The sequence below is a fragment of the Aequoribacter fuscus genome, assembly GCF_009910365.1.
In the GTDB taxonomy this organism is placed as follows: Bacteria; Pseudomonadota; Gammaproteobacteria; order Pseudomonadales; family Halieaceae; genus Aequoribacter; species Aequoribacter fuscus.
Window position 1 is genome coordinate 1770064 of the sequence record NZ_CP036423.1, and the last position, 19129, is coordinate 1789192.

The 19129-nt window shown below is 52.2% G+C and carries 16 protein-coding genes and 1 riboswitch; of the genes, 6 read left to right on the top strand and 10 right to left on the bottom strand.

All coding sequences use genetic code 11. From position 1 onward, the window contains the following. From EYZ66_RS07995 to EYZ66_RS08010, 4 genes are all read right to left on the bottom strand, one after another. The gene (locus tag EYZ66_RS07995) at positions 1 to 483 is read right to left on the bottom strand and encodes a hypothetical protein (protein WP_050793369.1); all 483 of its coding nucleotides are present in this window, start codon (positions 481 to 483) and stop codon (positions 1 to 3) included. A 63-nt stretch (positions 484 to 546) separates the two neighbouring features. Next, positions 547 to 2277, bottom strand: coding sequence for a sodium:solute symporter family protein (locus EYZ66_RS08000; protein ID WP_009574911.1), 1731 nt, complete (start codon positions 2275 to 2277; stop codon positions 547 to 549). 12 nt (positions 2278 to 2289) lie between these two features. Further along, positions 2290 to 2556, bottom strand: coding sequence for a DUF4212 domain-containing protein (locus EYZ66_RS08005; protein WP_009574912.1), 267 nt, complete (start codon positions 2554 to 2556; stop codon positions 2290 to 2292). A gap of 78 nt (positions 2557 to 2634) precedes the next feature. Then, positions 2635 to 4017, bottom strand: coding sequence for a DcaP family trimeric outer membrane transporter (locus EYZ66_RS08010; protein WP_009574913.1), 1383 nt, complete (start codon positions 4015 to 4017; stop codon positions 2635 to 2637). 270 nt (positions 4018 to 4287) lie between these two features. Between EYZ66_RS08010 and EYZ66_RS08015 the strand changes: the two genes are divergently transcribed. Beyond that, positions 4288 to 4950, top strand: coding sequence for a response regulator (locus EYZ66_RS08015; protein ID WP_009574914.1), 663 nt, complete (start codon positions 4288 to 4290; stop codon positions 4948 to 4950). Positions 4951 to 4978: 28 nt separating this feature from the next. On the opposite strand, the gene EYZ66_RS08020 is transcribed toward EYZ66_RS08015, so the two are convergent. The 5 genes from EYZ66_RS08020 to EYZ66_RS08040 form a co-directional block, all read right to left on the bottom strand. Further along, a complete protein-coding gene (locus EYZ66_RS08020; protein ID WP_009574915.1) occupies positions 4979 to 8506 on the bottom strand; it encodes a PAS-domain containing protein in 3528 nt (1175 codons plus the stop codon). A 60-nt stretch (positions 8507 to 8566) separates the two neighbouring features. Beyond that, on the bottom strand, positions 8567 to 10393 hold the full coding sequence (feoB, locus tag EYZ66_RS08025) for a ferrous iron transporter B (RefSeq protein ID WP_009574916.1): 1827 nt from the start codon (positions 10391 to 10393) through the stop codon (positions 8567 to 8569). Next, positions 10393 to 10641 carry a FeoA family protein gene (locus EYZ66_RS08030; RefSeq protein ID WP_139042535.1) on the bottom strand — a complete coding sequence of 83 codons (249 nt, stop codon included), beginning with the start codon at positions 10639 to 10641 and terminating at the stop codon, positions 10393 to 10395. The genes feoB and EYZ66_RS08030 overlap by 1 nt, the downstream gene beginning before the upstream one ends. Before the next feature lie 101 nt (positions 10642 to 10742). Continuing rightward, a complete protein-coding gene (locus EYZ66_RS08035) occupies positions 10743 to 11795 on the bottom strand; it encodes a 3-deoxy-7-phosphoheptulonate synthase (protein WP_009574918.1) in 1053 nt (350 codons plus the stop codon). Positions 11796 to 11826: 31 nt separating this feature from the next. Beyond that, entirely contained in the window at positions 11827 to 12345 is a 519-nt protein-coding gene (locus tag EYZ66_RS08040) for a DUF501 domain-containing protein (protein ID WP_009574919.1), read from the bottom strand. 130 nt (positions 12346 to 12475) lie between these two features. After that, positions 12476 to 12621: riboswitch (cobalamin riboswitch) on the top strand. Between the two features lie 94 nt (positions 12622 to 12715). Between EYZ66_RS08040 and EYZ66_RS08045 the strand changes: the two genes are divergently transcribed. Genes EYZ66_RS08045 through EYZ66_RS08065 form a run of 5 tightly spaced genes read left to right on the top strand, consistent with a single transcriptional unit; the run spans position 12716 to position 17872 of the window. Next, positions 12716 to 14566 carry a TonB-dependent receptor plug domain-containing protein gene (locus EYZ66_RS08045; RefSeq protein WP_009574921.1) on the top strand — a complete coding sequence of 617 codons (1851 nt, stop codon included), beginning with the start codon at positions 12716 to 12718 and terminating at the stop codon, positions 14564 to 14566. Between the two features lie 8 nt (positions 14567 to 14574). Then, positions 14575 to 15180, top strand: coding sequence for a cob(I)yrinic acid a,c-diamide adenosyltransferase (gene cobO / locus EYZ66_RS08050; protein ID WP_009574923.1), 606 nt, complete (start codon positions 14575 to 14577; stop codon positions 15178 to 15180). Further along, the gene (locus EYZ66_RS08055) at positions 15167 to 16180 is read left to right on the top strand and encodes a FecCD family ABC transporter permease (protein ID WP_244948410.1); all 1014 of its coding nucleotides are present in this window, start codon (positions 15167 to 15169) and stop codon (positions 16178 to 16180) included. Before cobO ends, EYZ66_RS08055 begins: the two co-directional genes overlap by 14 nt. After that, on the top strand, positions 16173 to 16964 hold the full coding sequence (locus EYZ66_RS08060; RefSeq protein ID WP_009576616.1) for a heme ABC transporter ATP-binding protein: 792 nt from the start codon (positions 16173 to 16175) through the stop codon (positions 16962 to 16964). The genes EYZ66_RS08055 and EYZ66_RS08060 overlap by 8 nt, the downstream gene beginning before the upstream one ends. A gap of 50 nt (positions 16965 to 17014) precedes the next feature. Continuing rightward, positions 17015 to 17872, top strand: coding sequence for a cobalamin-binding protein (locus EYZ66_RS08065; RefSeq protein WP_158027012.1), 858 nt, complete (start codon positions 17015 to 17017; stop codon positions 17870 to 17872). Here EYZ66_RS08065 and sstT read toward each other — a convergent pair. Beyond that, positions 17823 to 19064, bottom strand: coding sequence for a serine/threonine transporter SstT (sstT, locus tag EYZ66_RS08070; RefSeq protein WP_009576618.1), 1242 nt, complete (start codon positions 19062 to 19064; stop codon positions 17823 to 17825). The genes EYZ66_RS08065 and sstT overlap by 50 nt on opposite strands. Between the last annotated feature and the right edge of the window lie 65 nt (positions 19065 to 19129).

The following is a 19129-nucleotide window of genomic DNA, read 5'->3' on the forward strand; positions in this document are numbered from 1 at the left end:
CTAATCGCGCCCTTGGGGTATGCTACTTAAACGTTCAAAAAATACTGTATCGAGTTTCGCAAAATACCGGCTACCGCGAATCTCAGCGACAAAAAACAATTTCTCCGCTTGATTCTCATTCACCGCATAATGCCAAGACTGGTTGGAGGCATCATAAGGCGCCTCTTCTGGTTTGGGCGGATTGATATCCTGCCCTAATCCCAGCATGACCCGCCCACTGCTCTGGTTACTCGTAATTTTTAAGCTCAGCGTGTCGTTAGAGGTTACTGGAGTGATGTGAAACTCTATGTCACCGTTCTCAAGTGAACACTGACCGCTGGCGTACCGACAGTTACTTTTCGCAACTAAAGGATAACTCTGACCCGGGACTGCTCTTTGCGGAGTCTCGGCTCCAATAAGCCCGACTGCGTACCACGCGCCAATCGCTAAAACCGGGGCCACGAGTAACGCGACAACGACATGTTTATTGGTAAAAACTGACATAAGTATTCCTAAAAAAAACGGGCAGTGAACTGCCCGTTTTAGATTCAAAGCACCCGCGCCACCTTAGTGGTCTTGGGCCAATCCTGCGCCTGCGGGCACGCGAATATTTTCGACTAACTCTTGCACATCGTCTGGCACTTCTTTCGTCACGCTAGACACAGCAAAGGCTACTACGAAGTTCACAATCGCGCCAACACAACCAAAGGCGTTGGGCTCGATGCCCATAAACCAGTTGGGTGACATGCTTCCCAAGAATTCAGTACCTTGGATAAACATAATTCCTTTGTGCTGGAACACGTACAGCAAAGTCACACCAATACCCGCTACCATACCTGCAATGGCACCTTCTTTGTTCACGCGCTTGCTGAAAATACCCATCATCAGCGCAGGGAAGATCGACGATGCGGCTAAGCCAAACGCCAGAGCAACCGTGCCAGCAGCAAATCCAGGAGGATTAAACCCGAGATAACCCGCTCCGGCAATCGCCGCTGCCATTGCCACGCGTGAAGCCATCAGCTCCTGCTTTTCATCGATGTCTGGTGTCAACATACCTTTTAACAGGTCGTGCGAGATCGCTGAAGAAATTGCGAGTAACAAGCCGGCAGCCGTCGACAACGCCGCTGCTAAGCCACCTGCAGCCACGAGCGCGATGACCCAATTCGGCAGCTTGGCAATTTCTGGATTAGCCAGAACCAATATATCGTTATCTACCTTAGTCAATTCATTCGTTGCTTTATCCGCGCTGTATTGAATAAGACCATCGCCATTTTTGTCGGTATAGCCCAGAAGACCGGTTTTTTCCCAGTTCTTGAACCACTGAGGACGCTCTTCGTAAGCCAAGTATTGACCGGGCTCTGGTTCAACCGTATTCATGATGTTGTAACGAGCCATCGCACCGACTGCAGGCGCCGTTGTGTACAGCACAGCAATGAACACCAAGGCCCAACCTGCAGAAGAACGCGCATCGCGCACTTTCGGTACTGTGAAGAAACGGATGATGACGTGAGGCAAGCCCGCGGTACCCACCATCAGTGACAGCGTGTAAGCAAACATGTTCAAGGTCGATATCCGTACATCCGTGGTGTACTCCTTGAACCCCAGTTCGGTTACCGTCTGGTCGAGTCTATCGAGCAAAAAGGTATCGGTGCCACTTAAGGTACTGCCCAGCCCTAACTGAGGGAAAGGATTACCTGTCAGCTGCAAACTAATGAAAATCGCCGGAATCGTATACGCCAGAATCAAGACACAGTACTGAGCGATCTGCGTATAGGTTATGCCTTTCATACCACCGAGTACCGCGTAGAAAAAGACAATGACCATACCGACTAACAGCCCCGTCTCGTAGCTGACCTCTAAGAAGCGAGAGAAGGCTACGCCGATACCTTTCATCTGACCGATGACATAGGTCACTGAACAGATGATGAGGCAAACAACAGCTACCGCGCGCGCAGCTCTAGAATAGAAGCGATCACCAATAAACTCAGGTACGGTGAACTTACCGTACTTGCGCAAGTAAGGGGCTAAAAGCATTGCCAAAATCACAAAGCCACCGGTCCAGCCCATTAAGAAAACCGAGCCACCGTAGCCCATAAAGGCAATCATGCCCGCCATCGATATGAATGAGGCTGCCGACATCCAGTCAGCTGCCGTTGCCATACCGTTAGCGACAGGGTTAATACCACCACCAGCGACGTAGAACTCTTTAGTTGAGCCAGCACGCGCCCAGATCGCAATCCCAATGTAGAGTGCGAAGGTGAAGCCTACGACAATATACGTTAACGTTTGTAGTTCCATGGCGTTAATTCCTTATTCTTCTTCAACGTTAAATTCACGATCTAACGCTGCCATTTTTTTGGTGTAATAAAAAATCAAGGCCACAAAGGTGTAAATCGAACCCTGTTGTGCAAACCAGAATCCCAATTTGTAACCCCCCAATCTGATCTCGTTCAAGGCATCAAAAAGCAAAATGCCGCAGCCGTAGCTAACGATAAACCAGACCACCATAAGCTTGACCATCAGCGACAAGTTGCGCTTCCAGTAAGCCTGAGCTTGATCATCGGTTAATTTGGACATGAATATCTCCTTGTTGTTATAAACCCGACCGACTTGATGTTACCTCTCAAGCCGGTCGTGCGCTGTTAGACCTTAGTCTTAGAAAGCATACTTGACCGATAGCTGCAAACGATTCATATCGCCATCGCGGCCATCTTCTAACTCCTTACTGGCAAACAACAGTTCACCGCCCAACATCAATCCAGGCGCTGGTAAATACTGTAGGTTCGCGTGGAACGACTGATACTGTTTTGCCAAACCGCCGGCAGCGGCGTAATCAGACATCGAGGGGTTATCAGCGCTTGCGACAGAAGCAGAAAACACGCTGCGCCACTCAGGGGTCCAATAGTGCTCGTAGGCGAGCGTTAATGCGGTTTGATCGATGGTTTCGATATCCCCTTGGGCATTCAGGTAACCGTCGTTAAAGGCATTCAAGCCTAAGTAACGACCCAAGGCAGAGCCATAATTCAACATGTATTTGAGGTTATTCTTGCCCTCGGTAACCACCTTACCCGCCAAGCTCAAACCGTACCCCATGGCCTTATCGTTCTCGCCCTCGAGCGCCAAATTACTGCGATCTTCATACTGAAGGGTACGCATGACACCCGCTAGTGAGTACGAATGGCTGCCATCACCGCCGTTGTAGCGAACCACGATATCGGGCATGGCTTCAGCGTCATCTAAGCGCGTACCCGTCAAACTATTCAAACGCGTCGCCGGATTCTCCAGAGCAAACTGATAGTTCCCGTTCGTCCAACGGATCATCGGCTGACGATTAAACAAAGTGCCTACCGGGCCAACAAAGTCTAAGACACCGGGTAAGGCACCCACGTTAAAGAAGGTCGACCACGTTTGACCTGCCAGTACCGATTTCCCAGGCTCGTAATCCCATTTTACGAACGCGTGACGCAAGCGCGGATTCCATGAATTAGAGATCCTCTCATCCCCTGCACCACTGAGCATAAAGTCCATTTCCACATGGCTCGAGATGGTGCCCGCGTCGGCGGGCGTTTTGGTTTTAAAGAATACCCTAGAGGTCTTGTTGTGAATGTTGGTGTTCGTGTAACTGTCGGTCTGCGCGCCCGGCCCCGACACAGGAATAAGCGATGCCACCAAAAAATCATCGATCAGACGATTACCTGGCTTACCCTCCTGATAGGTCGTGGTAATGCTGTCTAGCTGGATAAAGCCGCCGTAATCAAACTCGGTGTTCGACAGTTTGCCCTTCATAGAGTCTAACGTGGCGACCGCGGTTTCTAAGCCGCTCGCTGTTTCGCTCGCTTGAACCTGTGTGGTCTGCAAGGTTTTGGCGTTTGCGTCAGTTTGCGATTGCGTCGCTGCAAGCATGGCTTTCAACTCCGCAATTTGAGCTTCCAAAGCATTGATACGCGACTCGACGTTCTCAGCACCACCCGATGCCAGCACCATTTGAGCGCTTAGCAACGGTACGCTTAAGGCCAAAGCCAATCGTTTTTTATTCATATTCTCTACCCCTTTTTTGGTTGTTGTTACCGCAGGAGGCAGTTTGCAGGGCATGAAAGACCGACGACTATTAGACCTTAGTCAAGTTTTTAGCGAATTTAGACCAAAGTCGACTGCGCGAATTAAGAAAGACGCTTACACTTCACCCGTCGAGTCACTCTTTGATTCGATGACATAGCCCTTGGTGGCAATGCCACCAGTTAGCCGGGACTTGCTCCCGGCTTTTTTATTGGTAGACTTTGGTGACTCCCGAATGACTGGCTAGGGCTAATGACAATAAAAACCATATTAATTGCCGACGATCACCCGCTCTTCTCTGGTGCCATTGGCGGCATTCTCAAAGATTTGCTACCTGACCACCAGATTTTATCAGCACCAGATGTTGATTCCCTGCAAAAGGTGGCTGAGCGCGAGACGGAGCTATCCCTGCTTTTACTCGACTTAAACATGCCAGGAGCCGTTGGATTTTCTGCCTTGTCATGGTTTGTCGGTAATTTTCCCGCTACCCCGGTTATTATGATTTCAGCCAATGGGCACAGTACGACCGTTCGAAAAGCCTTGGACTTTGGAGCCGCTGCGTTCATCGAAAAATCAGCGGATAAAGCAACAATCGAACAATGTGTGCTGGCGGTTTTACACGGGGAAACGGGGCTGCACCCGAACCTGACAATCAGCTCCCGCCCGACACAATTGGAAACGATCGACACGGCCGCCGCGATCGCATCGCTCACACCGCAACAACTCAAAGTCGCATCTATGCTCGTAGAGGGATTACTCAACAAACAGATTGCCTACGAGTTGAATGTCAAAGAAGCTACAATCAAAGCGCACATGACAGAGATCATGCGCAAACTCGGTGTGTTTTCGCGGACTCAAGCTGTTCTTGCCCTGAGTCAATTAGCCGCTGAGCAACCCCAAGAGCACGCTCCGTAATGCGGGCCAAACGGCGGGCAACCAAGCGTTAGGATTTACTCAGTAACGCGGATACCAGGGCTTGCAACCGTCCTACATTTACGGGCTTGGGCATAAATCTGAACCCAGCCTCTGCGACTGCTTTGCGCACAGAATCTGAATCATCGGCGCTGATTACAACCACGGGTAGCTGCTTATCCAAAACACTCAACCACTGTGTAATGACATCGACACCCCGAGTGCCGTCGTCCAAATGATAATCCACTAAAGCGACATCAATGCTCTGTGCAACGGGAGCAGGAAGACTCATTAATTCCCGTTCGTGAGTGAGGGTCGTGACCTGTAAACCCATGGCGGTAATCAATTGCTCCATACCCGCAACAATCGTCTGATCATTGTCAAGGCACAGCACCCGGCCCGAGGCAGTGCGCGGCGCCAAGGATTCTGTTGTAATGGCAGGCGCTGTCGTGCTCGGCGTAACCACAGGCACAAGCACACTGAATAACGAGCCTCTTCCCTCTTCGGACCTCATATCAAGCTTAATATTGAGCAAATCGCAGTAACGTTGAACAATCGCCAGGCCCAAACCCAAGCCATCGTCCTGACTCGCGTCCCCTCGCCCTATCCGTTCGAACTCCTGAAACACTCGGGCCTGATCGGCGAGCGAAATGCCACGACCTGTGTCCCAGACTTGAATTTCTGCGTGAGCGGCTCGTCGCCGCACACCAACCAACACTTTGCCACGATCGGTATAACGGATGGCGTTACCAATAAGGTTCTGCAGGATGCGTGTGAGCATCGCCGGATCAACCCTAAGCCAAAGTGTTGAAGGCACGCACCGCAAGGTCAGCCCTTTTGATTCCCCAATCGCTTTAAGCTCGGCGAGTACAGGGCTGAGCACATCGAGCAAAGCCACGTCGACGACTGCGGGTTCGTGCCTACCAGAATCGAGCCGACTGATTTCTCGAAGATCCGTGATAAGACGTTCCGCCCGCCGCAAGGACTGATCAATGTGAGTGACCAAACCCGGATTCACTTCGCCACCTTGTGACAGATTTTGCTGCAAACTTGCCGTAAATAGTCGCGCTGCATGAATCGGTTGCAACAAATCATGACTGGTCGCCGACATGAAGTGCGACTTGCTGCGCCCAGCGTCACGCAACTGCGATTCGACTTCGGCTCTCAAGCGATTCTCTTTGCGCAATTGGGTGTTCGTCTCGAGCAGCGTCTTCGTACCGGAGGCAACCTCGGCTTCGAGTGCGACTCGCGTATCCTGCAACTGTGCCAATAAATCGTGATAATCAGAGACTTCGATGTACGTTGTCACGAAGCCGCCCTGTGGCAGCGGATTTCCGCGAATATCGATCACTTTACCATTCGGTAGCGTTCTCTCAATCCTGTGAGGGTTGCCTTCACGTAACCAACCAAGCCGCTTCTCGATTTCGCTGTCAATGTCGCCCTCTCGTGTATTTAAGATGCCTCGTTGTGCATTAAAGCGATAAACACGTTCGATTGGACAGCCCGAGTATAAAAAGCGTGGCGGATAATCGAACAGTTCCTCATAGCGTTTATTCCAAGCAACCAGTCGTAGTTCAGGGTCTACCACAGCAATGCCTTGAGTTAAGTTTTCTACCGCACTCTCCAGCAGAGACCGGTTAATACTGTTGTGCTTACTGGCATCGGTCACCATTCCAGCAAGATCTTGAAATGCGAGCTGTTGTCCATACTCTAGCTGTTCCATAGCTCGGTGTGCCGATGCCACGCCAATGATATCAGCCAATATGGATTCGACTCGTTCGACCACAAATTTTGGCGCACGATCTCCGGGCAGAAGACGTTGCTCATAGGCACTCTCAAACTCCCGCCATAAACTCTGATAGGCATGATCGCGCAGAAACGGCGTCAAGAGCGCCTGAATCTGACTCACCCTGACTAAGGTCAAGGAAAAATCCAGCTGAGTGGCATCCCGCTCGGCTTCCGGGAAAAACAAGGCGACCTGGCGTTTGTCCGAGGCAGCCATTGGCAAAAGCAACGACAGCAGTATCAGCGTGACTAGGTTAAAGCCCAGACTCCAGAATGTGGCATTGGCAATAACCGAGCCCAAATCGAGGTTTAGAAAGCGCGACGGCGACAGCCAAGTCAAACCCCAAGGTCCGGCGCTAAGCCACTCATACTGCCCAGCAAATACGAAAGGTATGACGCAAGTGTAAAACCACAAAGACAAACCCAAACACATACCCAGCATTACGGCGACGCCATGCGCCTTGCGCCAATACAAGCCGGCAATTAAACCGGGAGCCACCTGCGCTGCCCCTAAAAACGACATAAAGCCAATCGAGGTCAACCACGTCACATTCACCAGCACCTCTGTAACCCACCACGCGGCAACCATAATCACCACGATCAGTAAGCGCCTGACCCGCTTTAAATTATCGCCCAAGCGCAGCAGACTCGAAGGCGTGCCGGCGCTCAATCGCATCAGTGCAGGCGCCACCACTTCGTTGGTGAGCATAATCGATAAACTTAAGGTTGCGATAATCGCCATGGACGTCGCTGCTGAGATACCACCAATAAATGCCGCGGTGGCCACCCAAGGTGCGTCGAGCGCGAGCGGGATCATTTGCACCCATGTATCAGGGCTGACTTGCTGATTCTCCCCAAACAATATAGTCCCCGCTTGACTGATCGGAATAACCAGCAGCAGAAAGCACAATAAATACAGTGGGAACACCCAGCGACTTAAACCCACTCTAGTGCCTTCTTGTAGTTCCACCACGCTGACGTGGAATTGTCTTGGTAAACATAAAATGGCTAACGCGCTCAGCAAGGTTTTGGCAATGAAATCGGCATCTAACGTTGCTGACTGAAGCGGGGGCATAAAATTGGGGATCGGATCTAAGGCACTGTCTTCCCCCAAATAGTCAAGCGCAAAAAATGCCACCACCAAAAAAGACACCAGTTTTATGAGCGATTCGAAGGCAATAGCCGACATAACACCAGCGTGCCGCTCACTGCCATCTAAGCGTCGAGCGCCAAACAGCACTGTAAAAATTGCCAATAGCCCCGCAATCAGTGGGACACTTTGCGTGTCCAATTGTTGGAAGGTTTGATCGGCAAAGTGCACATTGATCATTTGCCATGCTTGAGCCAAGGCTTTGAACTGCAGGGCGATGTAGGGCACCACCGCAGCGACAGCAACCACCGTTACGATAAGCGCTAAAGAAGGTCGCTTTCCAAACCGAGCCGACAGGTAATCGGCCAACGATGTGACTCGCTGCTTTCGCCGAGTATCGACCATGCGTTTGAATACCGGCCAGGCCAAGATCATTATCAAGATTGGACCGAGATAGATCGGTGCGTGCGCCCAAGCGCTGGTGTTAGCCGTGCCCACCGCGCCATAAAACGTCCAAGAAGAGCAATACACACCAAGCGAGAGTGCATACACCAACCCGCGAATGGTCTTGCCAGACAATAGCGAGCGGCCAGCCTCAACTCGGCGATCCGCTAGCCAGGCCACTAAAAACAAGACAAAGATGTAGGCGATACCAAGCGTCGCTAGCAGCGTTGGTGAAATCATTGCTTCCCCTTTTTTTATCAGAGAAGCATACCTCAGGAGCCGCGAGCTAGGAACTATTGGTCAGCTTAGAAGAGTAAATGCACACCAAGCCAAGGCATAAGACAGCAGTCCATAACCGACCAGTAACTGAAGTGGCAGCTTAGCACTACCGCCTTCGCGGTAGAGCGTTGCTAGCGTCGAGACGCATTGTGCCGCGACCGCGAAAAACACCAGCAGCGCAACGCCAGACGCCAAAGGCAAACCGCTCTCTTGAACTCTGGTCGCCAAAGATACCACGTTCTCGGTCGCATCCTCGATACCGTACAGCGTCCCCAAAGTACCCACAAACACCTCGCGTGCCACGAAAGACGCTAAAATCGCGATACCATACTTCCAATCTAAGCCAAGTGGTTGGAATACAGGTTCGATCAAACGGCCCGCCCAGGCTAAATAAGACTGCGATAAATCCTGTCCTTGATTAGGGAAATAGCCTAAAAACCAAATTAACATGGTAATCCAAAAAATAACGGGGCCAGCCTTCTTAACGAAATACCCCGCACGCTGGATAGCGCCTCTCAGAATAGATTGCCACGAGGGTAGTCGATAGGGTGGCATCTCAAGCACGAAAGGTGCATCTTGCTCTTCGTCCGGCGTAACCCGCGAAATTGCCGCTGTCACCAGCAAAGCAGTTACAATCCCGAATAAGTAAATGCCGAACATCGCCAAACCCTGTAATCCTAACAGACCACCGGCTATTGACTCGTTGGGAATAAAGGCCGCGATCAGCAGCGCATAAACCGGTAAACGCGCCGAGCAAGGCATCAAGGGGATGGCCATATAGGTGAGCCAGCGCTTGCGGGGCGATTCTATGGTACGTGCCGCGTAAATTGCCGGAATGGCGCACGCCACGCCACTGAGCATAGGCACGAAACTCTTACCCGTTAGCCCAAAAGCATTGAGGGGCCTATGGCAAATCACCGCCGCACGCGCGAGATAGCCAGAATCTTCGAGAGTACCGACCACCAAAGTCAGCACAAAAATTTGCGGCACAAACACTAAAAAGGCACCCACACCGCCAAAAATTGCGTCTCGGACGAAATCTGCGGCAAGTTGATTGCCGATATAGGGCACTATGCCCTCGGCAGCCCACCCCAGGGAGGCTTCGACGGCATCCATCATCGGAGCAGCCCAAGTGAAAATGGCCTGGAACAGAGAGAACATAATTACAAAAAACGCCAATCCACCACTGACTGAGTGTAAAAAGAAATCATCTAAGCGGCTATGGCTTTTGAGTAGTAAGTCGCCTTTTGGTCCGTAAGTGTGTGCGAGCTGCTCGGCCCGATTGCGCTCCCATCCCTCATCCCTAGCAAGCAAGTTTGAGTCTGCTGCTGGAGTGGTCAAGTTATCGGAAGATAGCACCTGCTGCAGGCGCTCCAACCCGAACCCAGATTTAGCGGATACGCCAATCACGGGTGCACCTAATTCTCGGCCCAGCCCATCGAGATCGAGCCTAAGTTTGTGCTTGTCCAGAATATCGACCATGTTACACGCCACCACGAAGGGCAGGTCTGCGGCGACACAAGCCTCACGCACTTGAAGGGCAAAAAATAAGCCTTTCTCCAGGCGGGTGGCGTCGAGTACGCAGAGCACGGCTTTCGTCTCATCGATCTTCTGAATGGCCTGCTGAAATGCCTTGACTGCGATTTCCTCTTCGCCGGAAATGGTGTGCAAGGAATAAACACCTGGGAAATCAACCAACTGTAAGGTGGCGTCAAAACTGGCTCTCCCCGTGTGGGTACTGACGGTAACGCCAGGAAAGTTTGCCACTTTCTGCTTCAGACCAGTCAAACGATTGAACAACAGGGTTTTACCCGAATTGGGGCTCCCAACCACTAATACATCTTTCATCACGCCAATCTCTCTACGTAAATTGCGCGGGCAACAAGTTTGTCCAAGGAGTACACCGCGTTATCAACACGGTACAGTTTAGGCGCACCCAGACTTGGGGCTGCAGTGCAGATGACCTTCGCGCCAGGACGAAAACCCAGCTCGCGGAGCCGACGGCAATAGTGTTCGGCAAGTGCGTCTGAATAACGTGCAATCAGCACGGTATCCCCGCGCTGTAACTGCCACAATGAAAGGGACTGTTGATCCAATCTAAACCTCGAAACGGCACACGATAGACGCCGAACATTAACAGATTTAAATGCAAATGGTAATACTTATCATTTGCAAAAACCAAGGTCGCGGGTGTTGACTACAGCCGTCCCGATTTGACCACAGCATCGGCTAAGCCCTCTAGCGCGCGCTCCGTATCTTCCCAGCTAATGCAGGCATCGGTGATGCTTTGACCGTAGGTCAACGCCTGCGTATCGATAACATCTTGACGCCCGCCGACGATATTGCTCTCAATCATCACTCCGAAAATACTGCGGCTACCTCGTGCAACTTGTGTTGCGATATCGTTGATGACGTCCATCTGACGCGCAGGATTCTTTCTAGAATTGGCGTGGCTTGCATCAATCATAATGCGCTGAGGTAGACCTGCTTTTATCAGCATTGCTGCCGTATCATCGACCGAGAACATGTCATAGTTGGGGTGCTTACCACCCCGCAGAATGACATGACAATCTTCGTTTCCGACGGTTTGAAAAATCGCCGAATGGCCTTGCTTTGTGACCGACAAAAAATGATGAGGGTTAGAAGCTGACTTAATCGCGTCGATGGCAACTTGAATGTCTCCATCCGTAGCGTTTTTAAAACCGACGGGGCATGACAAGCCTGAGGCCAACTCTCGATGTGTTTGGCTCTCGGTGGTGCGTGCGCCGATTGCACCCCACGAAACCAAATCAGCAATGTATTGAGGACTGATTAAATCTAAATATTCGGTACCGGCCGGCAACCCGAGTTCGGCCAACTCTGCCAACAGACGTCGCGCTAGGCCCAAACCTTTATTGATTTTGAAGGTGTTGTTCAGGTCCGGGTCGTTAATGAGGCCTTTCCAGCCCACGGTCGTTCTAGGCTTTTCAAAATAGACACGCATGACCACCTCAAGCTCGTTGGCATAGCGTTCACGCAGCGCTAATAGACGGTGGGCATAATCCATCGCCGCTACTGGGTCATGAATGGAACACGGCCCAACAACCACGACTAAACGAGGATCGTCATCGTTCAGCACGTTGTGAATGGCAGACCGAGCGCGTGAAACCGTGTGTACGGCCACCTCGGTTGCCGGGATTTCGGCTACCAGGGCCTCTGGCGCAACCAGTTCTATGATTTTATTGATCCGAGTATCGTCCGTGGTGGTCATTGAGCTTCTACCTCTTACTTTTTCTGCCACATCAGTCTGTGGCCTTAGTTAAATCATCCAACAAACCTTCGGGTAGCAGGGGTTCTGTCATCTCCCCAATGACATTCCTGACCACCAAATGCGAGGCCATCCACGTGTGCAAACACCGAATTCGGTCGTCCGCCTCAATACCCCCAATCCCGCGCGACTCAAACACGTTCGCAAAGGCTGAATTTGCCACTTCCTGCGCCTGCGTAGACGTCCACAGTCTCTGTCTCAGCGCTTGGTGTGCTCGATGATCCCGCGCCATTCGCGCCGCTATTGCTGGATCAGCATCCACTTGAGACTGCAACGTGGCTATCGCCCCGCCCGCCTCGAGTCGATCTAACACCAGGTTAAGTTCCGGATCCGTTAGCCAAAACGTGGTTGGAAATGGTTGTTTGCGAACAATAGGGGCAACTCGGATAACCACGGGGCGATCACCGCGCCAAACCGCGACGCCCTGCAAACCCTGCGGGGATCGCCCTATTTGTTGGGCAACAATGGCTTCAATGTTTGTTTGTAGACTCACAGTAAACACAGTCTTATATGCGCTAAAAGCGCGCTAGCATAGCAGATACAGACCGTGCAGACAGTGATTTGCGTCATATTTGCCTACGCTAATGCGACTCATTGCAATTGACAGCAGGTCCCTGACCACCTACTCTGACCGCGTTCTTGGTGCCTGCCGCCCTCTCGCGGGCTGGGTAGGTTAAAAGGGAAGTCTGGTAAGAAATCCAGCGCTGCCCCCGCAACGGTAATCAGCCCCTGCTGTAAGCCCGATACCTGCCGGAACAGCAACCGATGGAGCGGAGGGCTTTCCATCAGGGTTTCTCGTTAGCACCGATTAGGCCTATGACCCCTCCCTCAATCGCCGTAAATTTTGGCATTGAGGATACACGATGTTTACCAAAAAAAGCGCTTCTTGCGCCCTGCTTCTTGCAAGCTGTAACGCACTCGCGTCGAGCACCACAGCTTTGGAAGAAATCGTAATAACCAGCTCACGGGTCCCCGAGCCCTGGAGTGAGATCGCAACCGCGATCACAAAGCTGTCTAAAGAAGATCTCGATTACTACGGGCACTTATCGTTAGTGGATGTCCTACAATACCAGCCATCTATGTCGGTGACACACACCGGTGGCGCGGGCAAGGCCGCGACTGTTCGTATTAGAGGCGAGGAAGGATACCGAACCCTTGTGGTACTTGACGGTATCCCTTTAACGGATACGTCAGGCACACAACACAGTCCTCGGCTAGAACACCTAACGACACAAAGCCTCACGTCGGTGGAAATTTTACGCGGCCCGCAAGGACTCATGTACGGGGCGGATGCTGGTGGTATTATTTATTTGAGCTCGAAACCCAGCCAAGCGGGATGGAGCAACACCGTATCTCTTGAAACCGGACGTTACAATCAGCAATCACTGTTTGTCAAAAGCGCGATCAGCGGTGAGCATGGGCACCTACAGGTAAGTTGGCAGAATAGCTCACTGGACGGATTCAATGCCTCGACTGCGGATACCGCGACAAAAGATTCTGACGGCTACGATAACGACACAAAGCATCTGAGCGGCAGCTGGCAAGCATCCAACAACCTGCAGCTCAGTGTCGTGCACCGGACCACCTCAGCGACCAACGAATACGATGCTTGCTACAACGCGAGCTTCCAAGTGACCCATGACTGCTCCGACCAGTACGACAGCGAAGCTCACCAAATTTCCGCAAACTATACCGGCGATAACGCAATGCATCGGCTCAGCTACAGTCAAAGTCAGACTGACAAGGCTTTTTACAGTGATAAGGCCTTTTCCTTTGGCGCTAGGGGTAAGTTGAGGTCACTTGCATGGGCCAGCAAATTGGATTTGAACGAGCGCATTCATGCGGTTGTTGGTGCCGATGCCGATCAATCAGAACTCAATGACGGTAGCCTGACCCGACAACGCGATCAGCTCGGCGTGTACGCCGAACTCAAATGGGCCCCAATTGATACCCTCACGTTAGCTGCCGGTGCACGGACTGATGACAACGACGACTTTGGGCGTCACAACTCGATTCGACTCACGGGCACTGCCGTGCAACCACTCAACGATAGCGTATTAAAATACAAAATTAGCTATGGTACGGGCTTCAGAGCCCCTAGCCTGTACGAAGTCGCGTACAACGCGGGGCCATATGCCTATGGTCTAGCCACGACGACTCAACTCAAAGAAGAACGCAGCGCGGGCTTTGACATTGGGGTTGAATGGCTCGTCAACGCAGACCTTCATGTTCAGGCCACCTATTTTCGGCAGACCGTAGAGGACGAAATTTTCTTCGATTTAGAGGCTTATACCGGCTACTTACAAGACGACGGTGAGGCATTGGTATCGGGGCTCGAGCTGAGTGCCGACTGGGCGGTAACGGAAGGCTTGACCATAGCAACCAATGCAACAATGATGAACAGTGAACGACCAGACGGCAGTGCTCGAATTTATCGTCCCGATAACCAAGCGGCGCTATCCGTCCGCTACAGCCATCCGCAGCACAAGCTTTCTGGTCAGGTCGCCATGCAGTACCGAGGCGATTCGCGGGGCATAGTGAATCAGTCGATCGACGGGTATACTGCATTGAGCTTCAAGTTACAGTACGCCTTGACACGCGATCTTAAGCCCTACCTGCGCGTAGAAAACGCGCTAGACGCAGATACCCGTGAAATCCCCGGTTATTACGCCAGTCGCGCGGCAATTTATGCCGGCGTGTCCTATCAATTTTAGAGGTCCTTATGTCTGAACAACGCGAGCAAAAGCACAAAAAGGCGATGCAGAAACAAAAAGCATCGGTCGACGCGAGCATCGCCCTAGCGACCGAGGAACGGGGTATTGCGCTGTTGTTAACCGGAGATGGCAAAGGCAAATCGAGCTCAGCCTTTGGCATGGTAATGCGCGCTTTAGGATACGACCAAAAGGTTGGCGTTGTTCAGTTTATTAAAGGTGTCATCTTGTCTGGGGAAGAAATGTACCTGCGCAAGCACTGCCCCCAGGTAGAGTTTTATCAAATGGGCACAGGATTTACCTGGGACACTCAAGATCGAAGCGGTGACATTGCAGCCGCCGAGAGAACCTGGGCGGTAGCGAAAAGCATGCTGACGAATCCAGCGTTTGATCTTGTCATCCTCGATGAGCTGACCTACATGCTGTCGTTTGACTACCTGAATCATGACGAAGTGCTGACAACCATTTCCCAACGCCCTAAAGAACAGAGCGTGGTAGTCACTGGCCGCGGCGGTGGCAAGGCATTACAAACCATCATGGATACCGTATCGGAAGTCAAAGAGATCAAGCACGCCTACACGGCTGGGATCAAGGCTCGTCACGGTGTGGATTACTAAACGAGCACAGCCGACAACACTGCTGATACTGGCGATACTATTGCTTGGGGCCGGCGTTGCGGCTCTGTTTACCGGTACTATTGATATTGGTCTTGCGTCTCTTTTCGACACCGCTCGACCCGATCACCAGAGTGCCCGGCTCATCGTTATGGAACTTCGGCTTCCAAGGGTACTGTTAGCGGGGCTGGTTGGCGCCATACTGGCGCTCGGTGGTGTTGTCATGCAAGCCCTATTCCGCAATCCCTTGGCGGACCCTTCTCTGATCGGCGTCACCGCTGGAGCCTCGCTGGGTGCCAGCCTTGCCATTGTCCTGTTCAGCGCCACTGGCGTGGGCTTGATGTCCCTCACGACCGTCAGTGTCGGCGCCTTCGTTGGCGGTCTAGCCGCCAGCTATCTGGTGTATCAACTGGCTAAAAGAGGCAGCGAATTCTCTGTGAGCACCATGCTACTCGCGGGCATTGCGATCACGGCTCTGGCGGGCAGCTTGGGCAACCTCATGGACTTTTTCGCCGATAATGCCGCCCTGCGGCAAATTTCGCTGTGGCGCATGGGCGGCCTGGACTCAGCAAATTTTGAGCGCGTAGCGGTCGTAGCAGGACCGGCCCTTTTGTTAATGGCAGCGGCCTTGCATTACCGCAAAGCACTCAATGTTATGTTACTTGGAGATTCACAGGCGCGTTATCTCGGCATCGACGTCTCGAGCGTTCGTAACTCGCTGATCATCGCCGTAGCAATTGCGGTATGCACGTCGGTTGCGATGGGGGGCACCATCGCCTTCATCGGGCTCATTGTTCCGCACATGGCGCGACTCCTCTTCGGCCCGAGCCACACACGGCTAATTCCTGCCGCCAGCGTGTTGGGGGCTTTTCTGCTTATCTGCGCTGATACGATTGCGCGCACGGTACTCGCGCCAGTGGAATTACCGGCGGGAGTGATCACCGCTCTGCTTGGCGTACCGTTCTTTCTGTATCTGTTGAATCGTGGTAGGACGCATGCCTAATCAAACGGTCATTTCAGCATCCGAAATCAGCGTCGCGATTAGCGGCAAGACACGCTTACACAGCTTATCCGTTAATCTCTTTCCGGGCGAAATCCTTGGCTTGATGGGGCCTAATGGCGCAGGCAAAACCACGCTACTCAGAGCTCTAATCGGTGAGCTAGAGCCAACCACCGGCCACGTGAGGCTGCAAGGAAAGGCGATGCATGAGTGGCCTTTGGACGAACGCGCTAAAATCGTAAGCGTGATGCCTCAATACACACGACTTGATTTCGATTTCAGTGTCGACGAGGTTGTATCGATGGGCCGAAGCCCTCACAGCACAGGGCAGGAATTCGATCGCTCATGCATCAATCGAGTGCTGGATGTTTGCGGCTTACAGGCACTTCAAGATCAGCCTTATACGCATCTATCCGGCGGCGAACAGCAACGCTGCCAATTGGCTCGCTGTCTGGTGCAGATCGAGCAAACGACAGCGGCATTAACCGGTTGCACCCTGTTGCTTGATGAGCCTTTCAGTAGCATCGACATCGGCTACATTGATACGATCAAATCGTATTTAAGAACCCTGGCTCACCGGGGTTTGAGTATTGTAATCAGTCTGCATGACGCCAACTTATTGGCCCAATTGAGTGACCGAATGTTGGTTTTAAACGAAGGGTACTGTGTGGCAAATGCCAGCCCCGATGAGGTCATGAGCCCAGCTCTATTTGAGGACGTGTTTGGCGTTTCAGTGCACGTAGTGTCGCACCCCACGACTAAGACGCCCTGGACTATTCCCTTATGATATTTCGTTCTCTGATGACCGCCGCAATAACAGTCGCTTGTTACCTGTCAATGATATTACCAAGCGCTCACGCAAGGGTTGAGGTCATTGACGACACGGGGGTAGTCGTTGTTCTCGAACAACACGCGCAGCGTATCGTATCGCTTTCACCGCACATCACCGAGAACCTATTCGCAGCGGGCTTGGGCGATCGGATCGTAGCCACAGTAGCGCACGCGGATTACCCTGAGCCAGCCAAAGACCTGCCCCGAGTCGGGGGATACAACAGTCTGAACTTAGAGGCTCTAATCCAGTTACAAGCGGACTTGATCATCACTTGGGGTAGCGGGATCAGTTACGAATCGAAGGCAAAACTAGACGCTCTCGGCATCCCTATTTACGTCAGTGAGCCCAAAACGCTGGAGGACATTCAAGAAAACATAAGGGACTTCGTTAAACTTGGAGGACTTGCTGAGCAGGAAGTATCGGTTCTCTACACATTAGACCGAGTGCTTGCTGAGTTTCCTCGACGCAAGGCGACGGCCACCGTGTTTTACCAAATATGGAACGATCCTATTCAAACCTTAAATGGCCTGCATATTGTCAACGACGTCTTCTCTCGCTGTGGTTTATACAACGTCTTTGCCGAAGCCCCCAGTGTCGCGCCGACGCTGAACGTCGAAAGCATTATCGCTGCAAATCCTGACCTAATCGTTGCGAGCGGTCTTGGCAACGAACGTCCGGCGTGGCTCGCGCGGTGGACACACTATCGCAGTATCAACGCGGTAAAAAATAATGCCTTGTATGCGCTTGACCCCGACCTAATGCAGCGGCCAACGCCGCGCCTATTAGAGGGGCTTGCACAGATCTGTACCTGGTCTAGTCAACTTCACGAGTCAAACCCAGACGCTCACTCACCGTTGCAGTAAAGACGACATCTGTGCTGCTATTGAGTGCAGTTTCCGCACTGTCTTGCACCACACTGATCACGAAGCCTACTGCGACCACTTGCATGGCCACATCCGCCGATATGCCAAACAATCCGCAAGCCAAGGGAATCAGCAGCAGGCTCCCAGACGGAACACCACTGGCACCACATGCCGCGAGTGCCGCGACAATACACAAGAGCAAACTGCTCACCAGTCCAACCTCGATACCCAATGTGTTCACCGCGGCTAAAGTCAGCACCGTTATGGTAATCGCCGCGCCCGCCATATTAATGGTGGCGCCCACGGGTATCGTCACGCTATACAGCGAGCTGGGAAGTCCAAGACGTTCAGACAAGGCCAAGTTCACCGGAATATTAGCGGCAGATGAACGCGTGAAAAATGCGGTGATACCAGAGTCTCTTAGACAGGCTAATATCAGGGGGTAAGGGTTTTTCCTCGTCAACAAGCCTACGATCAGTGCGTTAACGCCGAAAGCCACTACCAGCATAGCGGCGACCAAGAGCAGAGCGAGATTGAGGTAATCCATCAGCGCATCGACGCCAACTCGCGCCACGGTCACGCTTACCAACCCAAAAATTCCGAGCGGTGCAAGCTGGATGATCCAGCGTACGATTTCAGTCAGACGTTCGGATACCGCAGCGAGGCCATGACGAAGACTTCCGGGAGCACTGCGGAAACTCAGGCCAAACAACACTCCCCAAACGAGACAGGCGAGGAAATTCGCTTCGATTAAGGCTCTTATGGGGTTGTCTACCATGCGCCGGAGAACATCGGCCAGCACAGCAAGCACCGAACCCGGCGGATTGCCATCAACTGCGCTCAGCAAATGTAGCTGCTGAGGAAATGCCACACTCAACAGCAAGGCCACGACCGCCGCTCCAACGGTACCTAACAGATACAACAACAACGTAAGGCTTATCGCTGGACGCGACGTTTGACTGCGCTGCAAATTCGCTAGGGCCGAGGTCACTAAAACCAATACCAACATCGGCGCGATAGCTTTCAGTAAACCCACAAATAATTCACCGAGAATTCCGACCTGCTGTCCAAGATCGGGAGCCAACAGACCCAACACAGCACCGACAATAACGCCCACAGCGATGCGAAAAACGAGACCTTTAGAATCAAACAGCGCCATAACATCCCCTAAAGCAATAATGACCGCGAGCATAACACAGGCCTGAAACAATACGCATGAGTGTAGCGATTTTCCTCAGATCTGTTAGTGTTGCTCCT